General features: G+C 28.1%; 33 protein-coding genes. 4 read left to right on the plus strand and 29 right to left on the minus strand.

Translation table 11 applies throughout. The annotated features are described in order from the left end of the window. Window positions 1-124: 124 nt before the first annotated feature. From CURT_RS08100 to CURT_RS08110, 3 genes are read left to right on the plus strand one after another with little or no spacing between them, the layout of a single operon-like run. Complete coding sequence (locus tag CURT_RS08100) at window positions 125-340, plus strand: hypothetical protein (protein ID WP_018712910.1); 216 nt, start codon at window positions 125-127, stop codon at window positions 338-340. Then, complete coding sequence (locus CURT_RS08105) at window positions 337-666, plus strand: hypothetical protein (RefSeq protein ID WP_154646917.1); 330 nt, start codon at window positions 337-339, stop codon at window positions 664-666. The genes CURT_RS08100 and CURT_RS08105 overlap by 4 nt, the downstream gene beginning before the upstream one ends. 35 nt (window positions 667-701) lie before the next feature. Further along, complete coding sequence (locus tag CURT_RS08110; protein ID WP_051080270.1) at window positions 702-1,169, plus strand: FUSC family protein; 468 nt, start codon at window positions 702-704, stop codon at window positions 1,167-1,169. A 21-nt stretch (window positions 1,170-1,190) separates the two neighbouring features. Here CURT_RS08110 and CURT_RS08115 read toward each other — a convergent pair whose 3' ends face one another. From CURT_RS08115 to lpxB, 29 genes are all read right to left on the minus strand, one after another. After that, the gene (locus CURT_RS08115; RefSeq protein WP_115651837.1) at window positions 1,191-2,273 is read right to left on the minus strand and encodes a site-specific DNA-methyltransferase; all 1,083 of its coding nucleotides are present in this window, start codon (window positions 2,271-2,273) and stop codon (window positions 1,191-1,193) included. After that, on the minus strand, window positions 2,273-3,097 hold the full coding sequence (locus tag CURT_RS08120; protein WP_018713960.1) for a hypothetical protein: 825 nt from the start codon (window positions 3,095-3,097) through the stop codon (window positions 2,273-2,275). Before CURT_RS08120 ends, CURT_RS08115 begins: the two co-directional genes overlap by 1 nt. 11 nt (window positions 3,098-3,108) lie before the next feature. Beyond that, on the minus strand, window positions 3,109-4,131 hold the full coding sequence (locus tag CURT_RS08125) for an IS1595 family transposase (RefSeq protein WP_018713961.1): 1,023 nt from the start codon (window positions 4,129-4,131) through the stop codon (window positions 3,109-3,111). Between the two features lie 126 nt (window positions 4,132-4,257). Then, on the minus strand, window positions 4,258-4,638 hold the full coding sequence (locus CURT_RS08130; protein WP_018713581.1) for a DMT family transporter: 381 nt from the start codon (window positions 4,636-4,638) through the stop codon (window positions 4,258-4,260). After that, the gene (locus CURT_RS08135; protein ID WP_018713582.1) at window positions 4,617-4,856 is read right to left on the minus strand and encodes an EamA family transporter; all 240 of its coding nucleotides are present in this window, start codon (window positions 4,854-4,856) and stop codon (window positions 4,617-4,619) included. The genes CURT_RS08130 and CURT_RS08135 overlap by 22 nt, the downstream gene beginning before the upstream one ends. Further along, a complete protein-coding gene (locus tag CURT_RS08140; RefSeq protein WP_018713583.1) occupies window positions 4,843-5,139 on the minus strand; it encodes an EamA family transporter in 297 nt (98 codons plus the stop codon). Before CURT_RS08140 ends, CURT_RS08135 begins: the two co-directional genes overlap by 14 nt. Window positions 5,140-5,184: 45 nt before the next feature. Continuing rightward, entirely contained in the window at window positions 5,185-5,709 is a 525-nt protein-coding gene (tpx, locus tag CURT_RS08145) for a thiol peroxidase (RefSeq protein ID WP_018713584.1), read from the minus strand. Window positions 5,710-5,784: 75 nt separating this feature from the next. Next, on the minus strand, window positions 5,785-6,201 hold the full coding sequence (locus CURT_RS08150) for an RDD family protein (protein WP_018713585.1): 417 nt from the start codon (window positions 6,199-6,201) through the stop codon (window positions 5,785-5,787). A 21-nt stretch (window positions 6,202-6,222) separates the two neighbouring features. Then, the gene (gene frr, locus CURT_RS08155; RefSeq protein ID WP_018713586.1) at window positions 6,223-6,774 is read right to left on the minus strand and encodes a ribosome recycling factor; all 552 of its coding nucleotides are present in this window, start codon (window positions 6,772-6,774) and stop codon (window positions 6,223-6,225) included. Window positions 6,775-6,799: 25 nt separating this feature from the next. Beyond that, complete coding sequence (gene secG, locus CURT_RS08160) at window positions 6,800-7,135, minus strand: preprotein translocase subunit SecG (RefSeq protein WP_018713587.1); 336 nt, start codon at window positions 7,133-7,135, stop codon at window positions 6,800-6,802. A 65-nt stretch (window positions 7,136-7,200) separates the two neighbouring features. Further along, complete coding sequence (serC, locus tag CURT_RS08165; protein WP_018713588.1) at window positions 7,201-8,280, minus strand: 3-phosphoserine/phosphohydroxythreonine transaminase; 1,080 nt, start codon at window positions 8,278-8,280, stop codon at window positions 7,201-7,203. Window positions 8,281-8,305: 25 nt separating this feature from the next. Continuing rightward, window positions 8,306-9,472, minus strand: a complete 1,167-nt coding sequence (gene xseA / locus CURT_RS08170; RefSeq protein ID WP_018713589.1) for an exodeoxyribonuclease VII large subunit — start codon at window positions 9,470-9,472, stop codon at window positions 8,306-8,308. Next, a complete protein-coding gene (ubiE, locus tag CURT_RS08175; RefSeq protein ID WP_018713590.1) occupies window positions 9,469-10,185 on the minus strand; it encodes a bifunctional demethylmenaquinone methyltransferase/2-methoxy-6-polyprenyl-1,4-benzoquinol methylase UbiE in 717 nt (238 codons plus the stop codon). The genes xseA and ubiE overlap by 4 nt, the downstream gene beginning before the upstream one ends. Beyond that, on the minus strand, window positions 10,169-11,527 hold the full coding sequence (locus CURT_RS08180; RefSeq protein WP_018713591.1) for a hypothetical protein: 1,359 nt from the start codon (window positions 11,525-11,527) through the stop codon (window positions 10,169-10,171). The genes ubiE and CURT_RS08180 overlap by 17 nt, the downstream gene beginning before the upstream one ends. Before the next feature lie 31 nt (window positions 11,528-11,558). Next, window positions 11,559-11,972 carry a Fur family transcriptional regulator gene (locus CURT_RS08185; protein WP_018713592.1) on the minus strand — a complete coding sequence of 138 codons (414 nt, stop codon included), beginning with the start codon at window positions 11,970-11,972 and terminating at the stop codon, window positions 11,559-11,561. A 40-nt stretch (window positions 11,973-12,012) separates the two neighbouring features. Beyond that, window positions 12,013-13,863, minus strand: a complete 1,851-nt coding sequence (dxs, locus tag CURT_RS08190; protein WP_018713593.1) for a 1-deoxy-D-xylulose-5-phosphate synthase — start codon at window positions 13,861-13,863, stop codon at window positions 12,013-12,015. 11 nt (window positions 13,864-13,874) lie between these two features. Next, a complete protein-coding gene (gene hisC / locus CURT_RS08195) occupies window positions 13,875-14,963 on the minus strand; it encodes a histidinol-phosphate transaminase (RefSeq protein ID WP_018713594.1) in 1,089 nt (362 codons plus the stop codon). Beyond that, complete coding sequence (gene pheA, locus CURT_RS08200) at window positions 14,960-16,033, minus strand: prephenate dehydratase (protein ID WP_018713595.1); 1,074 nt, start codon at window positions 16,031-16,033, stop codon at window positions 14,960-14,962. Before pheA ends, hisC begins: the two co-directional genes overlap by 4 nt. After that, window positions 16,034-17,239, minus strand: coding sequence for a diaminopimelate decarboxylase (gene lysA / locus CURT_RS08205; RefSeq protein WP_018713596.1), 1,206 nt, complete (start codon window positions 17,237-17,239; stop codon window positions 16,034-16,036). 51 nt (window positions 17,240-17,290) lie between these two features. Further along, the gene (locus CURT_RS08210) at window positions 17,291-18,352 is read right to left on the minus strand and encodes an LptF/LptG family permease (protein ID WP_018713597.1); all 1,062 of its coding nucleotides are present in this window, start codon (window positions 18,350-18,352) and stop codon (window positions 17,291-17,293) included. Further along, the gene (gene pth, locus CURT_RS08215; protein ID WP_018713598.1) at window positions 18,349-18,897 is read right to left on the minus strand and encodes an aminoacyl-tRNA hydrolase; all 549 of its coding nucleotides are present in this window, start codon (window positions 18,895-18,897) and stop codon (window positions 18,349-18,351) included. The genes CURT_RS08210 and pth overlap by 4 nt, the downstream gene beginning before the upstream one ends. A 1-nt stretch (window position 18,898) precedes the next feature. Beyond that, window positions 18,899-19,432, minus strand: coding sequence for a 50S ribosomal protein L25/general stress protein Ctc (locus CURT_RS08220; RefSeq protein WP_018713599.1), 534 nt, complete (start codon window positions 19,430-19,432; stop codon window positions 18,899-18,901). Window positions 19,433-19,486: 54 nt separating this feature from the next. Then, window positions 19,487-20,635, minus strand: a complete 1,149-nt coding sequence (locus tag CURT_RS08225; protein ID WP_018713600.1) for a type IV pilus twitching motility protein PilT — start codon at window positions 20,633-20,635, stop codon at window positions 19,487-19,489. 1 nt (window position 20,636) lies between these two features. Continuing rightward, window positions 20,637-21,635, minus strand: coding sequence for a transaldolase (locus tag CURT_RS08230; RefSeq protein ID WP_018713601.1), 999 nt, complete (start codon window positions 21,633-21,635; stop codon window positions 20,637-20,639). Further along, entirely contained in the window at window positions 21,628-22,251 is a 624-nt protein-coding gene (gene serB, locus CURT_RS08235; protein ID WP_018713602.1) for a phosphoserine phosphatase SerB, read from the minus strand. The genes CURT_RS08230 and serB overlap by 8 nt, the downstream gene beginning before the upstream one ends. Window positions 22,252-22,260: 9 nt before the next feature. Next, window positions 22,261-22,992, minus strand: coding sequence for a UDP-2,3-diacylglucosamine diphosphatase (locus CURT_RS08240; protein WP_018713603.1), 732 nt, complete (start codon window positions 22,990-22,992; stop codon window positions 22,261-22,263). Further along, the gene (gene argC / locus CURT_RS08245) at window positions 22,982-23,980 is read right to left on the minus strand and encodes an N-acetyl-gamma-glutamyl-phosphate reductase (protein ID WP_018713604.1); all 999 of its coding nucleotides are present in this window, start codon (window positions 23,978-23,980) and stop codon (window positions 22,982-22,984) included. The genes CURT_RS08240 and argC overlap by 11 nt, the downstream gene beginning before the upstream one ends. Before the next feature lie 8 nt (window positions 23,981-23,988). Next, entirely contained in the window at window positions 23,989-24,474 is a 486-nt protein-coding gene (gene greA, locus CURT_RS08250) for a transcription elongation factor GreA (protein WP_018713605.1), read from the minus strand. A 31-nt stretch (window positions 24,475-24,505) separates the two neighbouring features. Beyond that, window positions 24,506-25,549: a lipid-A-disaccharide synthase gene (gene lpxB, locus CURT_RS08255; protein ID WP_018713606.1), complete on the minus strand. Its 1,044-nt coding sequence runs from the start codon at window positions 25,547-25,549 to the stop codon at window positions 24,506-24,508. 318 nt (window positions 25,550-25,867) lie between these two features. On the opposite strand from lpxB, the gene CURT_RS08260 reads away from it, so the two are divergent. Further along, window positions 25,868-26,788: an AEC family transporter gene (locus CURT_RS08260; RefSeq protein WP_026320349.1), complete on the plus strand. Its 921-nt coding sequence runs from the start codon at window positions 25,868-25,870 to the stop codon at window positions 26,786-26,788. Window positions 26,789-26,818 lie beyond the last annotated feature (30 nt).

Raw genomic sequence — 26,818 nt, forward strand, 5'->3', positions numbered from 1 at the left:
TTTGAAATTAGAAATAATGAAATTATATCTTAATATTTGTTATAAAAGTATAAATTTATAATGATTGTTAAATATCTTGATTTATAAAAATTTATATTTAGAATTAATATGACTTTGGGATTTTATGAATATTATTAAAACAATAAGTTACGAAATAAATAAAATATTAGAAATAAATAAAGATGATTCAACTTGGCATCTTGCATTTTTTACAGGTTTTTGCATGTCGGCTCCACTTTTAGTAGGGGCTTTTTTAAACAATATGCATTTAGCAGTTATTAGTTCAATGGGTACAATGCTTTTTTATATACTCCTAAAACACCACTTTATCATAGAATGATAGTTTTAATGGCTTGTGGATTTGGTTTTATAGTAAGTTTTATCTTTGGAGGACTAGCACATTTCTCACCGCATATAAGTTCAATTGTTTTATGTATCTTAACTATGATTGTAACAATGACTGTAAGATTTTATCAATTATCAAACCCTGGAAATTTCTTCTTTATAATGATTGCTACGATATCTATCTTTTTACCTTTTAAGACATCACAGCTTATAGAAGTTAGTGGATATTTTGTCTTAGGGACTATTTGGGCTGTAATAGTTGCCTTTATATATAGTTTATTAACTGCAAAAATTTTGAAAATAGAAGAGATTAAAAAATAAAATATGATGGTTTTGATAATGTAGTTGTTGATAGTGTGATAATTGGATTTTTTGTTGGATTTAGTATTTTAATAGCACAAATAATAGGCATTGAAAGAGCGTATTGGGTGCCAATTTCTACACTAGCAATCCTACAAGGAATGACTCTAAGAAGTAAATGGACAAGGCAAATTCATAGAATTTTGGGAACCGCAATAGGAATAGCTTTAGTATATTTTTTGCTGCGTTTAAATTTAAATAGCCTACAAATTGCAATTTTAATAGGTATTCTTGGCTTTTTAGCGCAACTTACGATTACTAAACACTATGGCGTAGCCACAATTTTTATAACTCCGATGACTGTTTATATGGCTGAAATGAGTGGAGTAATAAGTGGTGGAGCAACAACTTTAATTGTAGCAAGGCTTGAAGATATTATTCTAGGAAGTATAATTGGTTTTATTGGTGGAGTTTGTTTGCACAATCTTAAATTTAGAAAAGGCTCTGTTAAAATATTTTATTGATTTTATTAAAAAATTAAATTTTTATTTTATAATATTTTGCTTTGAAATTTTCATACTTTGCTCACTTATATCTATTCCGATAACATTACGATTATTTTTTAAACCTGCAATTAAAAAGGAGCCACTACCACAAAAACAATCCATTATAATAGAATTCTCATTAGACGATTGCTTTACAATAAGCTCTAACATTTCTAAATTTTTTTCAGTTGGGTATTTTGGATATTGTGGATCTTTAAAATTACCCCAAATATCTTGTATTTTTTTTCCTTTGTGATCTTTTGCATATTTTTTAATGCGAGGGTTGTTTGTTTTTGACCATTCTATTAAACCTGTTTTATCTAACATTTCTAATTCATCAGGAGAGCTTCTCCAGTGTCTTCCTTTTGGCGGTAATAAGCCACGCCATTTTTTTCCAGTGTTTCCATTTAGTGTTTCACCTGGTGCATGGCAAGGAACAGTAGTATATCTTTCGCCATTTTTGTCTATTTTAGGAAATTTTTTTAAAAGCTCTTCATCGCTAAGTTTTATAGATATGTCATTAAAAATTTGCATACATTTTTTTTTAGCATAGACATAAATTGTATCTTTTATATTTCCATATGCTTTTCTTTTAAAGTTTTTAGGATTTGATTTTATACGAGTAATTTCATTCAAAAAATTATCTTTTCCAAATATTTCATCTAATATAATTTTAATATAATGTCCCATTTTTATATCAATATGTAAATATAAAGTTCCTTTATCGCTTAATAATTTATGAATCAAAAAAAGTCTTTCTCTAATAAATTCTAGATAATCATCTAATTCAAAAATATCACTATATGCTAATTTATCTGTTTCTGAATTAGATATTGAAGATGTTCTAGAATTTGAATAAAAAAAATCCTGACCTGTATTAAAAGGGGGATCTATATAAACTAAATCTATTTTATTATTATATGTTTTTAATAAAATAGACATTGCTTGAAAATTATCTTGATATATAAGTTTAGTTTTTTGATCTGAATATATAACATTTAATTTATCTGATGAACATCTATTTATTTTTTCTAAAATTTCAATTTCAGTCTTTTTTATATCATAATTTAAAGATATAGACATTATAACGTAACCACAAAACTACTTAGCAATAATGCAGACATTATAAGTTCATTAGTTGAATTATTAACAAACTCAGACATATGATTTTTAGTCATTCTAGTGGCTGTATTTTGAATATATAATACACCATCTAATATTGCAATAGGAAAAATTTGATAATCGCAAGGCGTAAAAGAACCATCTAGTAAAATATTTTTAGCATCGTTTAGTTGTGCATTTTGATGACCACCAAAATCTGTAAGAAATTTAGCTTCTCCTATTGCTACATTTTCACCTCTTTTTGCAATAAAATCAATTCCTTTATTCCCTGTGTATCCAAAAATATCTTTTGCTAAATTTAACATAATATTATCATTGCCAATAAAAACCATTAGCGTATCTGTATTTAAAAAGACATCTATATTATCTGTTTTATCAAAATTAAAATTAGTAGAATTTACCCAATTTTTAAAATGTTGACCCATTTGTCTATTTGCTTCAATAGGTCTAGTAATCTCATTCAAAACATTTGTAAGCCCCATATTTACAATTATATTTTCAATTCTACATACAGTATTTGGATTGCGATCAATTGCACTTCTATCTCGTCTAAGATATGCAACATAAGAATCTTTAATAGGAAAAATATCTAAATTTAATAATAATCTTAATAAATTACCTCGTTCAAAATTTGGCGGACTTGTAAGCATGGATGATAATTCATTAATAGTTTCTTGATCTAAATTTCTTCTTATATTAGATATTACAGGATAAACAGAATATAATCTGTCTAAATAATCATAATTATTTGCAAGCTCTAAGCTGTTTTGTGTCCATAGTGTCATTGTTTCCCTTTCTAAGCCACATCTGGCAATGGTATATTTGGTCTATTAGCGATGTTAATAGATTTACTTATACAATCATTCTCTTGTATAAAATCAAATAGAATTATCTCTTTGTCATTTTTATTGTCTTTTGCAAAATTTACAAAATTATGATAAACAAGATAGTTATTAAGATATTTAGTTGAAACACCTTTAAAATTATAAGTTATCATTGCTTTCAATCTACTATGATAACTATTTATAGTTTGAATATTAAATGTTCCAGCTTTATATTTGTTTCTTGGTATTCTAATATGACTTAACTCCATATCTTTTGCAAGTTTTAAATAAGCTCTAAAACTATCAGTTACAAACATACTATCTTTTATAATTTTACCATTTAAAACCTTTTCTAAATCTTTTAATTTAGGTTTGCCAAGATTTGATACTTTTGCAATAGATAAACAATTTAAATTTATTCCACAACTTACACAGACCTGCTCTCTACTTAATCCACGCTTAGTAGCAGGTGTTCCTCTTTTCTTTGCTAAGCGTGGCAATTTAAAATTTTTATGATTACCTTTAAAAGATAGCGGTATAAAAGTTTCATCAGCTTCAACTATTCCATTTAATTCAACTTCACTCATCATAATTTGCAAAGCATCTAAAATTTTATGTCTCCAAGCAAATGCAGTAGGTAGTGAAATATTACAAATCTTAGCTGTTTTTCTAAGTGAATATTTTTCTATCATACAATGAATATATAATTTCCAGGTTTTTATATCTTTTTTAACACTAAAAAATATCGTATTATTTGTAGTAGTAAATGTTTTATTACAATCTCTACATAAAAATCTTTGAGTATTGCTACTTTTTCCATTTTTAACAAATTTAGTAGATTTACAATGAGGACAATATTTAATCTCTTTTTTGATAGATACTTTGTTAGAAGTTTCTTTATTTTTTATCTCTTTTATGAATGATTTTTTATCATCATTTGAAAGAGAGTTAAAAAGCTGTAAAATTATATCTAACTCTGTTGTCTTATTTTTCATCGCAAACCTCCTTACTATCGTTATTTTATATAGGAAATTATAATATAAATTAGCTTAAAAATCAATAAAATATTTTAACAGAGCCTTAGAAAAATAATAATAAAAACAATTTACTTTTTTATAAATTTACTTCCTTCTAGCAAGCAAGATCGTGCAGCTTAATATCATTATAAAACCAATATAGTCTAAAAATACATACCTTTGCCCTAAAAACAGATAAATAAAAAAAGCTGATGCAACAGGCTCAACAGCGGCTAATAAACTAGTCTTTGTAGGGCCTAAAATACTTAATCCTTTCATATAAAAACTAAATGAAATAATAGTTCCAAAAAATACAGTTCCAAATATAGCAAAAAGTCCATCTATATCTTTTACTCCGTGATGAGTCCAGTTTTTATTTATCAATGCGGCCAAAATACCACCTATTATAAGACCATAAGAAAGAGTTGTTAAAATACCATATTTTTTATTTATATGTATTGGAGTTATGCTATAAACAAAATACAAAGTGCTGAAATTAACCCAAAAACAATAGCTTCTTTTGGTATAGCAAAATCAAATTTTAGATGAGTTGCTAAAATAAAAACACCTCCAATAACAAGAAAAAGCGATAAAATTTCGAGTTTTGTAGGAAATTTTTTATTTACAACTGCCATATGGATCATAATAAAAGCTGGAGATGTGTATTGTAAAATAGTTGCGATTGCAGCGTTACTTAGTTTCATGCTTAAAAAAATAAGTATATTGGCATAAAAAAAGTCCAAAAATAGCATAAAATATTAAAATAAAAAAATCTTTTTTATCACTAAAAATTAAAAAAATATCTTTTTTTTGATTTCTAAGTGCTAGGAAAAACAAAAATATCCCACTTGCCAAAAGCCTAACTACAACCAACCACTCAGCTGAAACTTTTTTTATATCAAATAGATACTGACCACAAGCAGATGAAAGTCCCCAAAAAATAGCACTAAAAATAGTAAATAAAAATCCCACCATAAAACTATGCATTTATCATCCTAACATACTAAGCATCATGGCGGAATTTGAGCTTATTTAGCAGCCTCTAGGACCACATCCTAAGTTTAAAGCTTTTATCACTCCATCATAATCAGGCTCTTTTGTAATCTCGCTAACTACTTCTTTATAAATAATTTTTGAGTCTTTATCAATAACAAAAATAGCTCTTGCAAGAAGTCCTTTTAAGGTGCCACTGTCTATTAAAACTCCATATTTTTTACCAAATTCTTTACATCTAAAATCACTTAATGTATTAATGTTTTTAATATTTTCAGCTCCGCAAAATCTACCTAGTGCAAAAGGTAAATCCATTGAAACAACACTGAAATTTACATTTTTTAAATTTGCCATTTTTTCATTAAATTTCTTTGTTTCCATTGCACAAACACCAGTATCAAGTGATGGAACTGTTGCAATAACTTGAATTTTTTCACTTGATCCGCCAACTTTTAAAGTTTTTAAATCTGCTAAAACTAATTCAACTTCAGATGCATAATCACCAACACTTAGCTCATCGCCAACTAGCTTAACAGCTTCGCCATTTAATGTAACTTTACTCATAATTTCTCCTTAAATAAATTTAGCATATTATAACTTTTTGGTGTTAATAAAAATGTAATTTTTTATTTATTTTTATTATTTCTTTTTTGCAGGAGTAGAATTTGTTAAAATATCGTGCAGATTTAATCTATCTTTTCTAAAAAAGCACATTAATATCCCAAATAAAAAAGTACTTCCAAAAATAAAAATAAGATATCTTAAAAAAGCTCTAAAAAAACCTATTTTCTTACCAGTTTTTATATCTATTAAATAAATTTCTTGTGATTTATAGCCAGGAGTTTGAGCTTTTAAACTAAAGAAAAGTGAAGTTATAATGCCGTAAACAAGCCAAACTAACAAAATAGCTATTTGATTTTTTTGAAAATTTTCCTTTGAGCCTAAAACGGCATAGGTAGTAAAGTATAAAAGCGGCATAGAAATTAGAAATATATCTATAATAAAAGCTTTCATTCTTAAAAAAACAGGTGCAATAACAGCCTTTTGTTTAGCCATCTTGCACCATTTTAAAATTTATCATACTTTTAAAAGTTCAGCTTCTTTTTGTTTTAAAACATCATCAACTTTATTATTAAAGTTATCGGTAATTTTTTGAACTTCATCATGAGCTTTTTTTGCATCATCCTCTGAGATTTCTTTTTCTATTTTTTTAATCTCATCGTTTGCATCTTTTCTAGCATTTCTTATACTAACTTTTGCTTTTTCGCCCATTGCTTTTGATCTTTTAACATTTTCTTGTCTTTGTTCAGTTGTCATCGGTGGAAAAAATAACTTTATGCATTCACCATCATTGTTTGGATTTACACCAATATTTGCAGCTTGGATAGCTGTTTCAATAGTCTTTAACATCGGTTTTTCCCAAGGAGTTACGGTTATCGTCATCGCATCGGTTGCTAAAACAGTAGCTACTTGGTTCAATGGAGTTTGATTTCCATAGTAATCAACATAAATATTATCAAGCACATTAACGCTTACTTTTCCAGTTCTTAGAGTTAGAAAATCTTTTTTCAAAGACTCAATTGCTTTTTTAGAAGCTTCTTCTTGTGTTTTATAAATTTTATCTAGCATATTTATCCTTTATAATTTCGCCGTTTTAATTTACCTTAGGGGCTTCAGGAACTGCTTTAGTCTCTGGAATCTCATTTGTTTGGGCAGGAATTTGAAGGGATTTTGTATCAATACTATCTATGACAGATTTTGAATTACTTTTTTGATAATAATATCCTAAAGCCAAAGTATTTAAAATAAATAAAATTCCCACAACAACTGTAAATTTTGCTAAAAATCCACCAGCACCTTTTGCGCCAAATAAACTTTCGTTACTTCCGCTATAAACTCCAAGTCCCATTGATGAGCTTTTTTGAAGTAAGATGGCTATGGTAAGTATTACAGTTAGTACAAATTGTAAAACTAATAAAATCGTTGTCAAATTTAATCCTTTTGTTTTTATTAACCTTTAATTATACACAAAAAAATATAAATTTTTAGTTAAATTTAGCCATTTTTCTTTGCAAAGTCTTTCATAAAGCCAACTAAAGTCTCAACATTTTCATAAGTTATAGCATTATAAATAGAAGCTCTAATACCTCCCAAATGCCTATGACCTTTAAGTCCCATCATATTATTTTCTAAAGCTTCACAAACAAATTTTTTCTCAAATTCTTCACCTTTTGTAATATTAAAACTCACGTTCATCAAAGACCTTGAATCTTTCTTTGCATGGCCTTTATAAAAGTCACTCATTTCATCAATTGCAGAGTATAAAAGTGCTGCTTTCTTCTCATTTTTTTCATTAACTGCTTTTAAGCCACCTTCTTTAATAAGTTTTTCAAGCATTAAATTTAGCATATATATTCCAAAAGTATTTGGAGTATTGCTCATAGAATTTGCATCAATTTGAGTTTTATATCTTAAAATATTTGGAACATTACTTGCAACTCTATTTGCTAAATCTTTTCTGATAACAACTAGCGTAACGCCTGCTGGACCACCATTTTTTTGAATTCCTCCATAAAAAAGACCAATGTTTTTTGTATCAATTTCTCTTGAAAAAAGATCACTTGAACTATCTATGACTAACAAAGATTTTGTTTTTGGAAACTCCTTATATTGTGTTCCATAAATAGTGTTGTTTGAACAAATATAAGTATAATCAGCATCCTTGCTAAGCTCAGGAATTAAAGGAATTCTATCAAAATTTGTATCTTCGCTGCTTGCTACAACCTTATAATTTATTCCTAAAATTTCAGCTTCTTTTATCGCTTTTTTAGTCCAAACGCCTGTATTTATATACTCACACACTTTACCTGTGCTTAAATTCATAGGAATTTGGGCAAACTGAAGACTTGCACCACCTTGTAAAAATAAAACCGCATAATCATCACTAAAACCATAAAGCTCTTTTACTCTTTTTTCAGCACTATTTATAACTTCATCAAAAACTGCACTTCTGTGCGATACTTCCATTATAGAAAATCCCTTATTTTGATAGTTTAAAAGCTCATCTTGTGCTGTTTTTAAAACATCTAGTGGTATTGTGCTTGGACCCGCACTAAAATTTATAACTCTATTCAAAACCTCTCCTTTTTTATTAAATTATTTAAATAATAGTTGCTTTTTTGCTTGTTGTTTGTGAGTATAACGTTATTATATCACCATTTTCAAGATCATTTAAAGAGATATTTTTACCATCTTTTTGAACTTGAATTAAATTTTTAGTAATGCTAAAGAAATGATTTTTTTCCTCTAAAAGTGCTTTTTTTATAGCTAAATCACTTTCAAATTTTGAAATTTTGCCTTGAATTGCAAAATTTAATTTATGCTCTATATCTTTCAGGTTTGTAAAGCTCATCTCTATTTTTGAATTAAGTGCTATTTTTTTAAAACTTAGCTCTAAATTTAAAACTTTATTTTTAGCATTTAAAAAACGCTCTTTTATTGCTTTTTTTAAATTTGTCTCAAAATTATCTATTTTTTGAATAAGTTCATTTTTATCAGGAAGTAAATCAATCATTGATGCCGTTGGTGTAATACTTCTATGATCAGCCACAAAATCACTTATGCTGAAATCTATTTCATGTCCAACAGCTGAAATAATAGGCGTTTTTGCTTCATATATAGCCCTTGCTAAGCTTTCATCATTAAAACACCATAAATCCTCTTTACTTCCTCCGCCTCTTGCTAAAACTATAGCATCAAAACCCTCTAAATCAGCCTTTTTTAGAGCTTTTGTAAGATCATTTGCAGCTAAACTTCCCTGAACAAGTGAGTTGTAAAAATAAAGTTTGCAAAGATTAAATCTATTTGTAGCAGTTTTTATAATGTCTTCATAAGCAGCCGATCCAATACTTGTAATAACGGCAATTTTACTTGGAAATTTAGGAAGTGGTTTTTTGTAATCTTGGCTAAAAAGCCCCTCTTTAAAAAGTTTTTCTTTTAATTCTAAAAAAGCTTTTTCTAAATCACCAGTTCCTGCTTCTTTCATGGATTTTACAATAAGTTGATACCTGCCACTTTCTTTATAAATACTTGCACTTGCCTCTAAAATAACCTCATCACCGTCTTTTGGATCAAATTTGACAAGCTGGTTATTAAATCTAAACATTGCACAAGATACAGATGCGTCTTTGTCTTTTAGGGTAAAATACCAATGTCCTGATGAATGCTTTGTAAGGCGAGAAATTTCACCTTTTACATTCAAATTTGATAAATTAAGCTCAAGTAAAGTTTTAGCCTGTTCATTTAGCTCAGATACACTTATAATCATAAATCTTTTACTTTTTTAACAATAAATAATGTAGAAATATCAAAGCTATAACTTTTTACAAGCTCGCTTTCAAAACCTGCGCCATTGAGCTCTCTTACAAAGCTTTCTTTATCTAAAAAATTCTCTATTGAATCAGGCAAATACTCATAAGCTTCTTTGTTTTTAGAAATAAATCCACCAATTTTTGGAAGTATTTTTGAAACATAAAAATCTCTTGCTTTTGATATAATGCCCTTTTTATCAGGTTTTGCAAACTCTAAAACAACTAAATACCCACCAAGCTTTAAAATTCTATTAAACTCTTCTAAGGCCTTTACTCTTTCAACAACATTTCTTATACCATAACTTATACTTATAACATCTACGCTTTTATCTTCTAGAGTTGTATTTGCTGCATCGGCTTGTATAAATTTAAAATTTGGAAATTTAGTTTTGGCAACTTCAAGCATTCCGCTACTTGGATCAATACCTATTAAAGAAGTTATGTTTGAATTATAACCTTTTGACATATCGCTCCAAAGTCTCATCATATCGCCTGTTCCACAAGCAACATCAGCTATACTTAAATCATTATTTATAAACTTTGCTAAAATTGCAGCACAAGCTTCTTTTCTCCAACTTTCATCTATGCCAAAACTCATAGCTTTATTTGCTTTATCGTATGTTGGAGCTATTTTGTTAAACATATCAATGATTTTATTTTGATTTTTCATAAATTTCCTTTTTATAATATACTTTTAAAACTTTAGAGGATTTTCTAGCTTCATCTATAAATTTTGGTTTTTCATCTATTAGTTTGCTTCTTAGCTCAAACATAAAAACTGAAATTTCGTCTTTTTGTTCTTTCAAAAAAGCTTTATTTTCACCTTTGTCATATAAATTTATTATTTCACACCAACTGTTTCTATCATATAAATCATCAAGGCGAATACTTAGCTTCAAAACTTCTTTGTATATTTTTTTTATTATTTTAATATCAAAAACCAAATAAAAGCTTTTTAATAAAGATTTTAAACTGTCAATAAAAATTTTAAACTCAAAAAATTCACTGTTTAAAGACTCACTTGATAATTTATTAAATTTTTTCTGAACTAAAACAAGATTAAATCTTATTTTTCTAGCTACAAATTCTTTAAGAATTTTACTATCTTTTTTATAAAAGCCATTAAAATCCTCTAAAAAAACCTCATAATTCAAATCTTTTTTAAAACCAACAAACTCATTTTGATTTTTTAAAACAAACTCTAGACTATTAACTGTTTTTTTAGAGTAACTTATAGTTTTAAAATAATCAATCAAGCTTTTAAATTTATAAATTTCATCTATGTTATCTAAATTTTGCTTTAATAAAGTTTTTAAATTTATAAAAATTTCATCATCTATAATGTCCTTAAATTCGTTTAAAAGTGATAAAATTTCAATTGTTTTTTGTCTTAAATCATATAAAAAATCACTGTTTTTTGTCAAAGTATATTTTTCGAAAGTACTTAAATACTGAAAATTGAATTGGTTGATTAAGATTAAAAAAGCCTCATAAGCATCAATATCATCAGGAAAAACAAGCTTTAAAAAAGGTAAAGTTTTTAAAACTTGAATAGTTTTTTTATTATCAAGTTTTAAATATGCTTTTTTGTAAAAAAATAATTCATCATAGAATTTCTCATCTATGATTTCTTTCATATCTATATTTTCAAAGATAGTAGGTAAATTAAAATTGCTTTCTTTATTATCAAATTCTAAAATAGCAAAATCCTTATAATCATCTAAAATAAAATCACTACCTTCTATGCTAAATTTATAACTTTGTTTATTTATAACAGGGGATATTTTTAATGCTTTTTTATATTCATCTTTTGAAGTTAAAGCTTCAAATTTAGTTTTTTTATCAAAATTATAAGTTGTGATGAAATATTTTTCATCTTTTTTTGAATATATTATTTTTTCAAATTTTGTAAATTTAGTGCAAAATTGGGATATGTTTGATTTCACTACTAAGATATTATTTTCATAAAGAATATTTAAGATATCATCATTTTTAAGTAAAAATTTACGCACGATATATCAACTCTCCTTTACGAAAAATAAACTAATTTTTGCAGTTTTGGCACTCTTCAACAAAAGCTGTTATGTTTAAATCTTTTATTTTAGTATTTGTATTTTTTTCTAAAATTTTATGATAGTTTTTTAAGTCTGAAGTTTCACAATCACAGTCTTTTACATATCCACATTTTTTACAAACGATATGAATATGTGGCTTTTCTTTAATATCAAATTTAGACTTTAAATTTGGTCTTGAAATCTCCATAACTAAACCACAATCAAGTAAAGTTCCTAGATTTTTATAAACAGTTGCCAATGAAATTGACGGATAATCTTTTTTTATATCATCATATAGCTCATCAATTGTTGGATGAGTGTGTTTAGCAAGAGTTTTTAAAATGCAAAGTCTTTGCGGAGTTGCTTTTAAACCACTATCTTTTAGTAAATCAATATATTGCATTACAAAGTCCTTATGAGTTTTTTAATTAATTATAATTCTATCAAAAGTTCTTTAAATTAGGTTTATTATGTAAAATTTTATCTTTTTGTATAAAATTTTTTATCTTATCAATACTTATGCCAAGGCTATCTTCAACCAAATTTGTATTTCCATGAGTTATGAAAACATCATCGTATTCAAAACTTTTTACTCTTACATCAAAAATTTCTTTTTCTTGTAAAAAAGCTGAAATGATCTCTAGTAATCCACCTTTTTTTACACTATCGCTAAAAATATACCAAACTTTACTATAATTTGCCAAATCCAAAAGAAGTTCTTCATCGATAGGTTTTGCAAAAATTAAATTTATTAAATTTATATCATCATCAAGACTTTCTAAAACCTTGTAAGCTTTTCCAACAGCATTTCCATAACCTAAAAAGCTTATATTTGCCTTTTTATCTATTAAAATTTCACCTTTTCCTAGCTTTATTTCACAGGGTTTAAACTCATTATCTAAAATAAAGCTTCCTCTTGGATAGCGAATTGCTAAAACGCCTTTATGCTTATAGGAATAATCTAAAATTTCTTTAAAACTTGCTTCATCGCGTGGAGAAATCATAGTGATGTTTGGAACCGCGTTTAAAAAACTTATATCAAAAGCTCCTTGATGAGTTTCTCCATCTTCACCCACAATCCCTGCTCTATCCATGGCAATTACAACATTTAAGTTCATAATCGCACAATCATGTATTACTTGATCATAGGCTCTTTGCATAAATGTAGAATAAATCGTAATATAAGGCTTAAAGCCCTCTTTTGCCATTGCAGCCATTGAAGTTACTGCATGTTGTTCGGCAATTGCCACATCCCAAAAGCGCTCTGGAAAAGCATCAATTAATGCATCCATACCTGTTCCAGTTGGCATAGCAGCAGTAACACCTACAATATTATCATACTTTTTAGCTAAATTTAATAAATTTAAAGAGTAAATAGCTGTGGCTGATTTTTTGCCTGTTTTTTTAAAGCTTTTTCCACTTTTTAAATCAAATGGGCTAACACCATGCCATTTTGCATCAAATCCTTCGGCATAATTATAGCCTTTTCCTTTTAGTGTCTGAGCATGAACAACAACTGGCTTATTTAGCTTTTTAGCTGTTTTAAGTGTTTTTATTAAAGCCTCTAAATTATGTCCATCAACTGGACCTATATATTTAAGTCCAAGCTCTTCAAACAAAAGACCAGGAGTAATTAATTTTAAACTCTCTTCAAATCTTTTTGCTAAATATGAAGCACTCTCTGGTAGGTTTTTAGATACAAAATCTTTTATAAAGTTTCTAAAATTCATATATAATGGCTCAGCCATTTTTTGGCTTAAATACTTGCTTAGTGCACCTATCGGTTTACTTATGCTCATTTCATTATCATTTAAAATTATAACGCAAGGATATTTTCTATCACCTAACTCATTTAAAGCTTCATAAACCATACCTGCACTCATTGCTCCATCGCCAATAAGCGCTACTGGAAGCCTATCTTCATTTTTAAGCTTTATAGCTTTTGCAGCTCCTACTAAAAGAGAAATTGAAGTTGAGCTATGTCCTGCTATAAAATAATCAAACTCACTTTCGCTAGGTTTTGTATATCCACTAAGCCCTCCAAACTGCCTAATAGTAGAAAATTCATCCCAACGCTTGGTTAAAAGTTTGTGAGTGTAGCTTTGGTGACTTACATCGAAAATAAAGGGATCTTTTTTAGCGTCAAAGACATAATGCATTGCAACAATTAGCTCTACTGCTCCAATATTTGAACTAAGATGCCCGCCATTGTGACTAACAACATCTAAAATTCTTTTTCTTATATCTTCGCAAAGAAGTTTTAATTCATCTAAGCTTTTGTTTTTAATATCCAAACCAACTCCCTTTAAAGTAGTCCTTCAAGTTCTTTTAAAACTCTTTTATTTTGAGCTCTAAGCCCTATTGTTATACGAATAGCGTCTAATTCATAGCTCTTTAAATTTCTTAGAATTATTCCTTTTTTTAGTAAGCTATCACAAATTTCACTACTGTTTTTAACAAAAAAGGTTATAAAATTTGTGTAACTTGGAATAAATTTAATATTATGTTTTTTTGCAAATTTTTCATATCTCTTCATCTCTTTAAAATTGTTTTTTAAAGTTTTTTTAATATAGCTTTCATCTTCTAAAACAGTAGTAGCAGCTTTTAAACTAAGAGTTGTTATATTAAAAGGAGCTCTTAACTTAGAAAGATTGCTTATGATATTTTCATTTGCAACGCCATATCCTACTCTCATCCCACCAAGACCATAAAGCTTTGAAAAAGTTCCTAGATAAATAACATTTTCATATTCGGATATTTTTTTAGGATCTATAAATTTTTTAATATCTTTAAATTTGGCAAATTCATTATACGCCCCATCAATCACAATAAGAGTATTTTTATCAATTTTTTCAATAAATTTATAAATCTCATCTGCATCTAAACACTCACCAAGCGGGTTATTTGGAACGCATAAAAATATAATTGAAATTTCATTTTGATGCTTTTTAAAGACTTCTAAGAATTCATCTAAATTATGTGTATCTGAAGGTGTTTTATAAACTTTTGCGCCAACATGTTTTGCATAAATTTCATACATTGAAAATGTTGTTTTGGCTGTTAGGATTGCTGAGTTTTGATTAGCTTTTGCATGTATTAAAAACTCTATTACTTGATCGCTTCCTGAGCCAATGATTATATTATTTGAAGTGACATTATATTTTTTTGATAAAGCCTCTTTTAGTTCAAACATAGAATCATCAGGATATAAATTTGCAAATTTTGCGTTTTGTTTTATTGCTCTTTGAACTAATTTTGAAGTTCCTTGCGGGTTTTCATTGCTAGCAAGTTTTATAATGTCGTTTTGTTTTATGCCATATTCTCTAATTATTAGCTCGATTGGTTTTCCTGGCTCATAGCTTTTAATCTCGCTTAAATGTGCATTAAATATCATTTTATCTCCTCATTCATATAGCTTCCAAGCCACATAATTTCATTTCCTTTTTCTTTTGCTAGATTTAAAACTTTTTTAACTCTTTCATCATCAATATGTCCTTCAAAATCAATATAGAAATTTACATTAAAATCTTTTTTCTTAATTGGCCTGCTTTCAAGCTTTGTTAGATTAATTCCCTCATTTCTAAACATTGATAAAAAATCAACCAAAGCTCCTGGACTGTGATCAGTCTTAACCATAATGGAAGTTTTATCTTTGCTTGTTCTTTCATTTTTAAAATCACTTAATATAAAAAAGCGCGTTTTATTTGAAAGATTATCTTCTATTTTTTCAAACATAATAGGAACATTGTATAAATTTGCAGCTATTTTAGAGCAAATTGCCGCTGAATTTGGCTCGGACATAACCATTTGTGCAGCTAAAGCAGTTGATTTTGTAGGTATAAACTGGACCTCATTAAGACCATGTTCTTCTAAAAATTTTAAACATTGATTATAGCCTTGTGGATGAGAATAAATTTTTTTAATCTCTGAAAGACTCTCATATCTACTAGCAAATGAGTGATGAATATCAAGATAAAGCTCGGCAACAACTTTTATATCTTTATAAACGCCAAGGCAGTCAAATGTAACTCCAACTCCGCCTTCTGTGTTATTTTCAATAGGCACGACACCATATTTTGCCTCTTTATTTTTTAAAGCTTTAAAAACAGCTTCGATATCTGAAAGTGCAATATAATTACTAATAGCTCCAAACCTACTTTTTGCAGCTTGATGAGAGTAGGTTCCAAATGGTCCTAAAAATGCCACACTTTGAGGTTTTTCCAAATTTCTAGAAATAGAAAAAATTTCAAAGAAAACAGCTTCGATTGATTTTTTATCAAGCTTGCTAATACTCTCAACTCTTGAAATAATGGCTTTTTCTCTTTCAGGCCTATAAATATGGCTTCTTGCTGCATTTTTAAGTTCGCCTATTTTTTTAACATAACCCATTCTCTCATTTAAAAGCCTTACTATCTCATCATCAACCTTATCAATACAGGTTCTTAAATCATCGATATTTTGCATTTAAACTCTTTCATCTTTTATCAAATCTTCAAAGCTTTGTCTTTTTCTAATGAGTTTTGCTTCACCATTTATCAAAGCAACTTCAGCAGGTTTTAACCTTGAGTTATAGTTACTTGACATTGAAAAACCATAAGCTCCCACATCTTTTACAACAAGCAAATCACCTTTATCTAAATTTGGTAAATATCTATCTTTTCCTAAAAAATCACCACTTTCACAAATTGGTCCTACTATGTCAAAATTTACCAAATCTTGGCTATCTTTTAAAGAAACAATATTATGAAATGCATTATATAAGCTTGGTCTTAGAAGGTCATTCATAGCACCATCTACAATTAAAAAGTTCTTACCATCGTTTTCTTTTTTATATAAAACTTTTACAAGCATTTCACCTGCATTTGCTACAATACTTCTTCCAGGCTCACAAACAATCGTACAGTCTTGCCCATCTAATGCTTTTAAAACTCCTTGAGCATACTCATATAAATTTATAGTTTTTTCATCAGTATATTTTATGCCAATTCCCCCACCAATATCAAAAAATTTAATATCAATTTCCAAAGCTTTTAACTCTCGCATTAGGTTCGATACAAGTTTTGCTGATTCTAAAATCGGAGTAGCATCACTTAGTTGCGATCCAATATGGAAGTGAATTCCAATACTTTCTAAAAATTCACTTTTTTTAGCATAAATGTAAATTTTCCTAGCCTCGTTTATGCTAACACCAAATTTATTTTCTTTAAGTCCAGTTGAAATATAAGGATGGGTTTTAGGATTAATATTTGGATTTACTCTAACGCTAATTCTAGCTTTTAAATTTAAACTCTTTGCTATTTTTTCAACATTTAAAAGCTCTTCAAAGCTTTCAATATTTAACATTAAAATGTCTTCTTTTAAGGCATTTTCTATCTCATCATCAGTTTTTCCAACACCAGAAAATATTATTTTATATCTGCTTGCTCCAGCTATTAAAGCTTTCTTAACTTCGTTAAAACTAACGCAGTCAAAACCACTTCCAAGATCTGCTAAAAGCTTTAAAATGCTCAAATTTGAATTTGCCTTAACAGCATAACAAATTAAAGATTTTCTTGCTCTAAATGCTTCTTTTAAATCTAAATAATTATTTTTAATTTTATCAAAATCGTAAATATAAAGTGGGGTTTTATAAGTTTTGGCTAAATTTTCGTAATTTTTTATATCAATCACATTGAACCTTCTGTTTTTTTAAATTTAGAGTAGATTTTACTTAAAATTTACTTAAATGTTTCTAAACACCAAAGAAATAGCATATAGTCCAAGTAAAATAATCGGCAATATTATGCCAATTTCAGGCACTATAACGCCTGTTATGCAAAATCTTGTGAGTACGAATATAGTGCCCCAAATTAAAAGCGTTACTATAAAAAATATAAAGCTTAAAATGGCAAGATTGTGAAATCTATTAGTTACTGGGAAGTGATAAAATAAAATTACAAGCATAATAGAGGCAAAAAATGGTGAAAAAACAAGGCTATAAAGGGCTGATTTGATAGAACTTATATTTACACCTTGGTTTTTAAAGCTTTTAATTGCTTTTAATGCATCTTTTATAGAATAAACATTTGAGTTATCATAAACTTTTTCTATACTTGATGGATCAAAGCCATAAAGGCTTTGAAATTTTGATCTTTTAAATCTAGTAAAACCATCTTTGCCTATTGTTAAATCAAGCGGTAAAATAACTCCCTCATCATCAAAAAAAGTCCATTTTTCATTATCATAAATTGCACTTTTTGCATGAGATAAATTTTGCACTTTAGAGTCTTTTACCTTAATTATATTTATATCTTTTGCAGCTTTAGCAAGGGCATTAAATTCTTTTATGTAAAGATAAGTGTCTTCATATTTTAAAAAAACACCACTACTTACTTTGCCAACCATACTTAAATTTTCAAGATTGTCTCTATATCCATTTGAATAAACAAATGATGTTGTATTTAAATATATAAAAAATAAAGTTATTATAAGTGAAATAAAAAAAGGGCCTTTTAAAAGGCTAAATTTAGACAACCCTAAGGCATAAAAGCTTATTAACTCATTGTTTCTTATCATATTAAAAAACTCAAGTATCAAAGCAAAAATTAAACTAAGTGGCAAAATATATCCAACACCACTCATAGCAGTAAATCCAACATAAAGAAGTATTAAGTTTGCACTTGATGGCAAATCTTTTAAGTTTAAAAGTATATCAATGCCAACATAAAAGCATTCAAGTGCCACAAAAAGTATGAAAAAGTATTTTATATAAACAAGGCTTACATATTTTAAATATATTTTCACTTTATAATTTCTTTTGTTGTAAATTTATTTCTAACGCTTGTAAGGTCGTTTTTTACAAGCTCCAAAGTTGCAATTTTAGCATAGTTTAAAATTTCATCCAAATTTTTTGCCTCATCATCATTAAATTTAGATAAAACATGATTAATTACATTTTTTTTATCATTTCCTATGCCAATTCTTACTCTTTCATACTCATTGCCAATTAAATTATCAATTGACTTTATGCCATTATGCCCACCACTACTTCCACCTTTTTTGAACTTTATAGCACCAAATTTAAGATCTAAATCATCATGAATTACTATAATTTTTTCAGGCTTATAGAAGTCATTTACAGCCTTTACGCTATTTCCGCTTAGGTTCATGAAAGTAAGTGGTTTAAGAAGTAAAAGAGAGCCTTTTTTATAAAGCTCTCCTTGAAATTTAGTAGAACTTTCCAAGCTAAAAGAACTATCTTTTAGCTTGTCAATTACCATAAATCCGATATTGTGTCTTGTTAGATCATAGTTTTTGCCAGGATTTCCAAGACCAACTACAAGAATCATTTTACGCTGAGAAAACTCCAGCTACAGCAACATCATTTCCATCTAAAATAGTTACATTTTCAGGAGCCTTTATATCTCTTACAAGCATAGAATCACCTGTATCAAGTGAAGTTACATCTATATTAAAGCTATTTGGAAGATCTTTTCCTTTGCAATGAACTCTTAATCTTCTTTTTAGCTGAACTAAAATACCTTTATTTTTTAAACCTATTGGAGTTCCACTAACTTTTACTGGAATATAGTATTTTGAAACCACATCATCTAATACAACTCTTAAATCAACATGAGTTAATGTGTTTAAAACAGGATCTTTTTGATACTCTTCAACGATTACTTTATATGTTTTACCATCTACTTTTATTTCAAATGCAAGATTTTCTTTATCTCTTACATACTTCATAAAATCGTTTGTTTTAAACGCAGCATAGATATTATCTATACCTTTTGCATAGATATTTGCGATTAGATAACCATCTCTTTTTAAAGCTTTTGCAGCTTTTTTACCGATACTCTCTCTAATAATACCTTCTAACATCTTTTTCCTTTTTAATAAAATGAATTTTGGATGATACCAAAATTTGGCTAAATTTTATCTTATATCTTTAAGTTTTATCTCATCAGCCTCATCTGCTTCGCCAGCTTTACTTTTTCTTTCAAGCTCAATATTTTTAATGTTGATTTCTAAGTCAGCCCTATTTGAGCTTTTATCAAGTGCTTCTTCTCTTGTGATAATTCCATCTTTAAACAGATCAAGCAAGTGTTGATCAAATGTTTGGGTTCCGTAGATATTTCTTCCCTCTTTTATTGCATCTGTTACTTCGCCTACTCTATCTTCTAAAATCATATCCCTAATTCTAACACTTCTTCTTAAAACCTCAACCGCCGCTCTTCTTTTATTATCTGTTGTAGCAACTAATCTTTGAGAAATAACAGCTTGCAAAACAGAAGCAAAAGCTATTCTTATTCTATTTTGTTCTTCACCCTCAAACATGGAAATAACCCTATTAATGCTCTCTTTTGCATCAAGTGTGTGAAGTGTTGATAAAACAAGGTGTCCAGTTTCAGCTGCGTGAAGTGCAGTTTCAATTGTTTCTAAGTCTCTCATCTCGCCAACAAATATAATATCGGGGTCTTCTCTTAATGCAGCCCTTAATGAATCGGCAAAAGTATTGCAGTCTTGCCCAATAGCTCTTTGATTTATAACACACTTTGCATCATCAAAAACAAACTCAACTGGATCTTCAATAGTTACTATGTGGTTTTGCCTTGTATGATTTATATGATTTATCATACTTGCAATTGTAGTTGTTTTACCACTTCCTGTTGGACCAGTTACTAAAACAAGTCCCATTAGTGTCTCATCAGCTATTTTTTTTAAAACAGGTGGTAAAAGAAGCTCTTCCATTTTTGGAATATGTCTTGGAATCGTTCTAAAAACAGCACTTATGCCACTAATTTGTAAAAATAAATTTACACGAAATCTATAATCATCATTTAAAATATATGTAAAATCTAAGCTTTTTTTATCATCAAGCTCATTATATCTTTTACCAACTAAGGCTTTTGCAAGTTCTTCTGCTTCTTCTTTTGTTAAAATTCTATCACCAAAATTTACAATTTTTCCGTTAATTCTTCCTCTTATTAAAGAGGTTGCCTTTAAGTGAAGGTCACTTCCACCGTGGTCTACAAGAGCTTCGAGGTATTTATTAAGAAATTTAATATATGGATTATCGCTCATTTTACTCTCCTTTTAAATTGTTTAGAATTTCATCAAATGCAACTTCAAACTGTTTTAGTCCATCTTCTAAAAGCTCTTTATAAATTTCTTTTATATTTATCTCTTTTTGCTTTAAAAGATCAAAAAACTCATTTATAACTTCATCACTAGCTGGTTTTATAACTTTTTTCTCGCCTTTTAAAAACTCTTTTATTGTATTAAGCGGAGCTGTGTTTACTGAGTTTTCAAACATAAGCTCATCAACATAGTAAGATGGTTTTAAGTTATCACCTTTAACTCCAGTACTTGCAAACAAAGCTCTTACATTTGATAATCCAAAATTTTGCACCTCATAATAACATTTTGTTGCATTATAAATTCCAAGTTTTGCAGTTGGGATATTTAAAGTGGCAAATTTTTCATCCATTAATCTATCAAATCTACTTACAAATATGCTGATAACAGCTTTTGGTAAAGTTGCTCCTGGAAATCTTTTTTTAAATTTTTTAGTTCCATTTTTAAAAGCTTCAAGGCATTTTTTAGTTTGATTTGGAGAAAAAATAAGTGTTGCATTTACATTTATACCTTTTGATAAAAGATCACTCATAGCTTCAAATCCCTCATCTGTTGCTGGAACTTTTATCATAACATTTGGCATACCAATGCTTGCATAAAGTCTTTTTCCCTCTTTATATGTCTCTTTTGCACTACAACTTAGAGTCGGATCAACTTCTAAGCTTATAAATCCATCGTTTTTTTCTACATAGTTTTTAAGCATCGCCTCAGCAGCTAAACGAATATCTGAAGTTGCTAAAATTTCATAAATTTCTTTTGGTTTTTTATGTAAATATTTTGAAATTTGCTCTTTATATGCAGGTGAGCTTAAAATCGCATTTTTAAAAATACTAGGGTTTGAAGTCGCACCATTTATTGCCCCATTTTTTAAGAGTTCTTTAAACTCACCGCTTATAAAATCTCTTTCTACAAAATCGCACCAAAGTGAAAAATTACCATCATACATATTTTTTTATCCTTTCTAAGTCTTTTTCATCAATACAATGTGTTGCATGTTTTTTTAGAACTTCATTTGCGCAAAAAGCTATTCCCATACCAGCTTCATTAAACATAGAAATATCATTTGCTCCATCACCCACACACATAACTTCATCTTTTTTTAGATTCATTAAATCCATAAGCTCTTTTAAAACCTTACCTTTTGAGTATCCAAACATCATCTCTCCACCAACTTCACCGGTTAAAATACCATTTTTTTCATGCAAGTAGTTTGCAAAACTTGCATCAAACCCAAGCTTTATTTTTGCTAAATCAGTAGCAACATGATATCCACCACTAAAAACAACAACAGTAATGCCTTTTTGTTTTAAATATGAAATTATCTCTTTTGCGCCTTTTATAAAAGGTAGTTTTTCCACTGTTTTTATAATCTCATCTAAGCTTACGCCTTTTAAAAAACTAACTCTTTGTTTTAAGCTCTCAAAAAAGTCTAGCTCACCAGCCATTGCTTTTTTAGTGATTTCTTCAACCTCTTTTTCTTTATTTACAGCCCTTGCTAAAAAACTGATAGTCTCTCCGTCCATCAGCGTATTATCAAAGTCAAACACACAAAGTTTTATCATAATTTTCCTTTATAAATTTTTATAATTATACTCAAATGGCTTTAAAATTAAATTTTTATTTTCAAATTTTACTTTATAGGCCTTAGGCTCTACCGCAAAAGAGTTAAGGTTAAAATAACTTTTTTTTTCAAATTTAAAAAATACATCTTGATGATAATGCCCTTCTATAACATAATCTGCGTTGTAGTTTAATAGTTTTTTTTCTATGTATTTATTAAAATTTATAAATTTTTTATATAAAATTTTATTCTCCTGAGATTTTAAAATAGCTTTTGAAATTTTATAATATAAAATTTTATCAATTAAATTCATAATCTTTAAAAAAACTTTATTTCTTAAAAAAAGCAAAATTTTTTGTGTAAAAAAAGGTAAAAAAATATCTCCATGCGCTAAGGCTATTTTATGATTAAATTCATCTGTAAAAAAAACTGGTTGAGCACTATTTTTAAAAACCTTAATATTTTTAAAAATTTCACTTAAATTAAAATCATGATTTCCTTCAAGATAGTAAATTTCATATTTTTTTGAAAGTTTGTTTAACAACTCTATCTCTTTTTCATAAAAATTTTTTACAAAATCTGTGTTTGTTAAAAAATCAAAAATATCACCCATTAAAAAAATTTGTGAAATTTTTGGATTTTTTTCATCCAAAAACTTTAAAAAATTTAAAAAAAAATGCTTATTTTTATTTTCGTGACAATCACCTATAAAAATAGCATTTTCAAGTAGTTTAAACTCCATAAGCAAATTTATTAAGTCCTAAGCTTTCATCAAAACCAAGCATCAAATTTGCATTTGCCAAAGCTTGCGAGCTAGCTCCTCTTAACAAATTATCAATGCTTGAGTTTATCCAAATTTGATTATTTTTTGTTTTGACACAAATATCACAAAAATGCGTCCCCGCAGTATCTTTTACACTGACTGGATTTTGTCTTATTCTAATAAATTTTTCATTTTTATAAAAATTATTTAGCACTTCAAAAGCATCACAATCTTGTTTTAAGGTGCCAAATACACTAACCAACATTCCTCTTGTTATAGGAACTAAATGTGGAACAAACATCAAATTTATGTTTTTTTTAGATGCGATTTCAAGTTTTTCTTTTATTTCATCTGCATGTCTATGAGTAAGTGGGGCATAAGCGTTTATATTTTCATTAACACTTATAAAATGACTTGTTTCTTTTAGGCTTTTTCCAGCTCCACTTACTCCACTTTTTGCATCAACAAATATACTTGGTTCTAAATACTCAATAAATGGAAGTGTGGCAAGCAAAGTTGCTGTTGGATAGCATCCTGGATTTGCAACAAGTTTGGCACCTTTTATAAAATTTCTATTTATTTCAACTAAACCATAAACTGCATTTTTTAGATTTTCTTTATCTAAATGTGTAGTATAGTTTTTTTCATAATTTTCTAAGCTTACTCTATAATCAGCTGATAAATCAACAACCTTTATATTATATTTTAGAATTTCTTTAGCAAATTCCATTGATGCTTTATGAGGGAGTGCTAAAAAAACTAAATCACATTTTTGAGCTGCTGTTTTAGCATCTGCAACCTCAACATCAAAGTCTAAAACACCCTTTAAAGATGGAAAAATTTCATCTATCTTAGATTTTTTAGTAGCTGCTAAATAAGTTAAATTTAATTTTGGATGATTTAGTATAAGCCGTAAAAGTTCAAATCCAGTATACCCGCTAACACCTATAATTCCTACATTTTTCATAATATTGCCTAAAATTTAATTTCTTTATAAAAAACTTCTAAAATTTCAACTTCACTTGTTCCATTTGGAAGATTTAAAGATATGTAATCCCCCTCTGCTTTTCCTAAAAGTTGCCTTGCAAGAGGAGTATTAATGCTAATTAGTCCTCTACTTATATCGCTTTCACTACTTCCAACTATTGTATAGGTTTTCTCACGCTCAGTTTCTACATCTAAAAATTTAACAGTTGAGCCAAATTTAACTTTATCATGGATATATGTGCTAGGATCAATTACTTCGGCTTTTGCCAAAATACTGCTAATTTCTGCAATTTTTCCTTCCATAAAACTTTGCTTTTCTCTAGCTGCATGATACTCAGCATTTTCTTTTAAGTCTCCATGACTTCTTGCAATATCAATTTCTTCTGCAACATTAGGTCTTTCAACCAAAGTTAAGTGTTTAAGTTCATTTGATAGCTTTTCATATCCATAAATTGTCATAGGTTCTCTTGCCATAATTTTTTCCTTTTTTTATTTTTTTATTTTTTTATTTTTTATTAATTATACTTGTTTTTAAAATTTGAGCTACATTTTTTGCACTTCCAAATTTCAAATATTTTTTCAACTCATCTTTTGCCTCTTTAAATTTATTAATATCACACTCTAAATACGCTTTATATAAATTTAAAGCCGTTACATCACCTTGTAAAAGCTCTTTATGAAGTTCGGATTTGCCCATAAAATCATAAAATATATTTGCTAAGCCAATATGTTTTATTTTAACAAAATTCTTAGCTATGAAAAAATCAATCTCCCTAGCTTTATAGCAAAGCACAAAAGGTGTTCCAATTAAGGCTGATTCAAGTGTTGCAGTTCCTGAGCAAATAAAAGCAAAATCACTTTTTTGCAAAGATTCATGAGTATTTGTACTAATCACAAATCCACTTGTATCTCCATAAATTTCATCGTCTTTTAAACTTGGTGGAGTAACTAAAATTTTAGTAAAATCATCATCAAATTTACAAACTAATTCTCTAAAAATAGGCATAAGTCTTTTTATCTCAGCTTTTCTTGAACCGGGCAAAAAAGAGATGATTTTTTTAGGAGTATAGTCATCTTTAAAGCTCTTAATCTGATCTAAAAGCGGATGTCCTACAAAGGTTGATTTTGAATAGAATTTTTCATCAAAAGGCAATATTGAGGCCAAATTATCACAAAATGCTTCTACTTTTTTTACTCTTTTTTTCTTCCACGCCCAAACTTGCGGCAAAATATAATAAGTAATTTTTGCCTTTACTCCCTCTTTTTTTAATGCTTTTGCAAGTGGGAGATTAAACGCTGGACTATCTATTAAAAGCACCACATCACATTCTTTGGCGAGCTTTACCATTTCTTTTATAGCTCTTTTTGCTTTAAAAATAAGTGGTAAAACTTCAACAAATCCCATAGCACTAAACTCACTACTTGCAAGTAGAGGTTCTCCAAATTTTGGATCAAAAATACCTTTTAGCTCATAATTTTCAAGATTTTTTAAAATATATCCTAAATGCAAATTTGCCGATGGCTCCAAAGACGAGACTAAAATTTTCATAAACTTCCTATTTTTTTTAAGACAATTATATCAAAATATCTAAAAGCTTTTTTAAAAATTCCGCTAATTATCACCAAAGCTCAACTAATACACAAAAACAGACCTAAAATATCATATTTATTTACGCTTTGTTTTTTTTTAACAAAAAATAGCCATAAAACAGAGCTTATGATATAAAGTCCTCTATTTATAATTTTAAATTTAAAAAAGAATTTTAACAAATTTTTTAAAAAATATTTTAATATAAATTTTTTAAATTTAAGTGTAAATTTAGATTGAAAATATTATATTTCCAACTTTAATTTTTAAAAAAGGATAATTATGGTTTTTGAACCTTTATTTGCCATTTTTATGATACTTGGTGGAGGTTATATAGCAAAAAAAGCTAAAATTTTAAAACAAAAACAAACTAGGATGTTTTTTGACTTTGCGATAATTTTTGCAACTCCGTGTTTGATATTTAATAGAATTTACCATCTACAAATCGACTTAACTTTAATTTCGCTTATTTTTACAGGATTTATTTCTACATCATTAGCAGCTTTTATCTCATTTGTAATAGGAAAAATTTGCGGGTTTTCAAAAGCGACTTTGGTTTCAGTTGTAGTGTTATCATCTTTTGGAAATACATTATTTGTTGGAATGCCAATAGTTGAAGGTGTTATAGGCACACCAAGTGCTATTGGTGAAGTTATATTTTATGATGCATTAGCTGGTGCTTTACCGATATCTTTATTTGTGCCACTTATTTTATCACTTGGCTCAAATGAAAAATTTAGCCTTATAAATAGTATTAAAAAAATCTTTTCTTTTCCACCATTTTACGGACTTTTGCTTGGAATAGGACTTAAAATTATAGATATTCCTGATTTTATTTTTAAACCTATTATAATGCTAGGAGATGCTGCCACACCAGTTGCGTTATTTGCCATTGGATTAAGTCTTGGATTTGGTGCTATAAAAAGCTCTTATAAACAAACTATGGTTGTAATTTTATGTAAAATGATAATAGCTCCATTAATTTTCATTATACTTTTTAAATCTCTTGGTTTTGAAATTACAAATAGCCTTAAAATTGCATTTTTAGAAACTACCATGCCAACAGCTACGATAGTTTGTGCAATGGTTATGAAAGCAAAAATGGATTCAAATTTAGCAGTTAGTTCAGTTGCCTTTGGATTAATTTTTAGTATTATTTCAATGCCATTTTGGGTCTATATAATGCAAAATTTAGGCTAAATTTGATTTATAATAAAAATGTTTAAAGTT

This window comes from Campylobacter ureolyticus (assembly GCF_013372225.1).
Classification (GTDB): domain Bacteria; phylum Campylobacterota; class Campylobacteria; order Campylobacterales; family Campylobacteraceae; genus Campylobacter_B; species Campylobacter_B ureolyticus.

Bases quoted from the DNA above. Each gene is read 5' to 3' on its own strand.
- hisC (WP_018713594.1), bottom strand. From the start codon at position 14,963: ATGATATTTAATGCACATTTAAGCGAGATTAAAAGCTATGAGCCAGGA.
- CURT_RS08135 (WP_018713582.1), bottom strand. From the start codon at position 4,856: ATGAAACTAAGTAACGCTGCAATCGCAACTATTTTACAATACACATCT.
- lpxB (WP_018713606.1), bottom strand. From the start codon at position 25,549: ATGAAAATTTTAGTCTCGTCTTTGGAGCCATCGGCAAATTTGCATTTA.
- CURT_RS08230 (WP_018713601.1), bottom strand. From the start codon at position 21,635: ATGTATGATGGTAATTTTTCACTTTGGTGCGATTTTGTAGAAAGAGAT.
- CURT_RS08100 (WP_018712910.1), top strand. From the start codon at position 125: ATGAATATTATTAAAACAATAAGTTACGAAATAAATAAAATATTAGAA.
- CURT_RS08225 (WP_018713600.1), bottom strand. From the start codon at position 20,635: ATGAGCGATAATCCATATATTAAATTTCTTAATAAATACCTCGAAGCT.
- tpx (WP_018713584.1), bottom strand. From the start codon at position 5,709: ATGAGTAAAGTTACATTAAATGGCGAAGCTGTTAAGCTAGTTGGCGAT.
- frr (WP_018713586.1), bottom strand. From the start codon at position 6,774: ATGCTAGATAAAATTTATAAAACACAAGAAGAAGCTTCTAAAAAAGCA.
- argC (WP_018713604.1), bottom strand. From the start codon at position 23,980: ATGAAAAATGTAGGAATTATAGGTGTTAGCGGGTATACTGGATTTGAA.
- CURT_RS08120 (WP_018713960.1), bottom strand. From the start codon at position 3,097: ATGACACTATGGACACAAAACAGCTTAGAGCTTGCAAATAATTATGAT.
- CURT_RS08125 (WP_018713961.1), bottom strand. From the start codon at position 4,131: ATGAAAAATAAGACAACAGAGTTAGATATAATTTTACAGCTTTTTAAC.
- CURT_RS08140 (WP_018713583.1), bottom strand. From the start codon at position 5,139: ATGCATAGTTTTATGGTGGGATTTTTATTTACTATTTTTAGTGCTATT.
- ubiE (WP_018713590.1), bottom strand. From the start codon at position 10,185: ATGAAAAATCAAAATAAAATCATTGATATGTTTAACAAAATAGCTCCA.
- pth (WP_018713598.1), bottom strand. From the start codon at position 18,897: ATGATTCTTGTAGTTGGTCTTGGAAATCCTGGCAAAAACTATGATCTA.
- CURT_RS08240 (WP_018713603.1), bottom strand. From the start codon at position 22,992: ATGGAGTTTAAACTACTTGAAAATGCTATTTTTATAGGTGATTGTCAC.
- CURT_RS08185 (WP_018713592.1), bottom strand. From the start codon at position 11,972: ATGCAATATATTGATTTACTAAAAGATAGTGGTTTAAAAGCAACTCCG.
- CURT_RS08150 (WP_018713585.1), bottom strand. From the start codon at position 6,201: ATGGCTAAACAAAAGGCTGTTATTGCACCTGTTTTTTTAAGAATGAAA.
- CURT_RS08115 (WP_115651837.1), bottom strand. From the start codon at position 2,273: ATGTCTATATCTTTAAATTATGATATAAAAAAGACTGAAATTGAAATT.
- pheA (WP_018713595.1), bottom strand. From the start codon at position 16,033: ATGCAAAATATCGATGATTTAAGAACCTGTATTGATAAGGTTGATGAT.
- CURT_RS08220 (WP_018713599.1), bottom strand. From the start codon at position 19,432: ATGTTAGAAGGTATTATTAGAGAGAGTATCGGTAAAAAAGCTGCAAAA.
- CURT_RS08105 (WP_154646917.1), top strand. From the start codon at position 337: ATGATAGTTTTAATGGCTTGTGGATTTGGTTTTATAGTAAGTTTTATC.
- serB (WP_018713602.1), bottom strand. From the start codon at position 22,251: ATGATAAAACTTTGTGTGTTTGACTTTGATAATACGCTGATGGACGGA.
- xseA (WP_018713589.1), bottom strand. From the start codon at position 9,472: ATGATTATAAGTGTATCTGAGCTAAATGAACAGGCTAAAACTTTACTT.
- greA (WP_018713605.1), bottom strand. From the start codon at position 24,474: ATGGCAAGAGAACCTATGACAATTTATGGATATGAAAAGCTATCAAAT.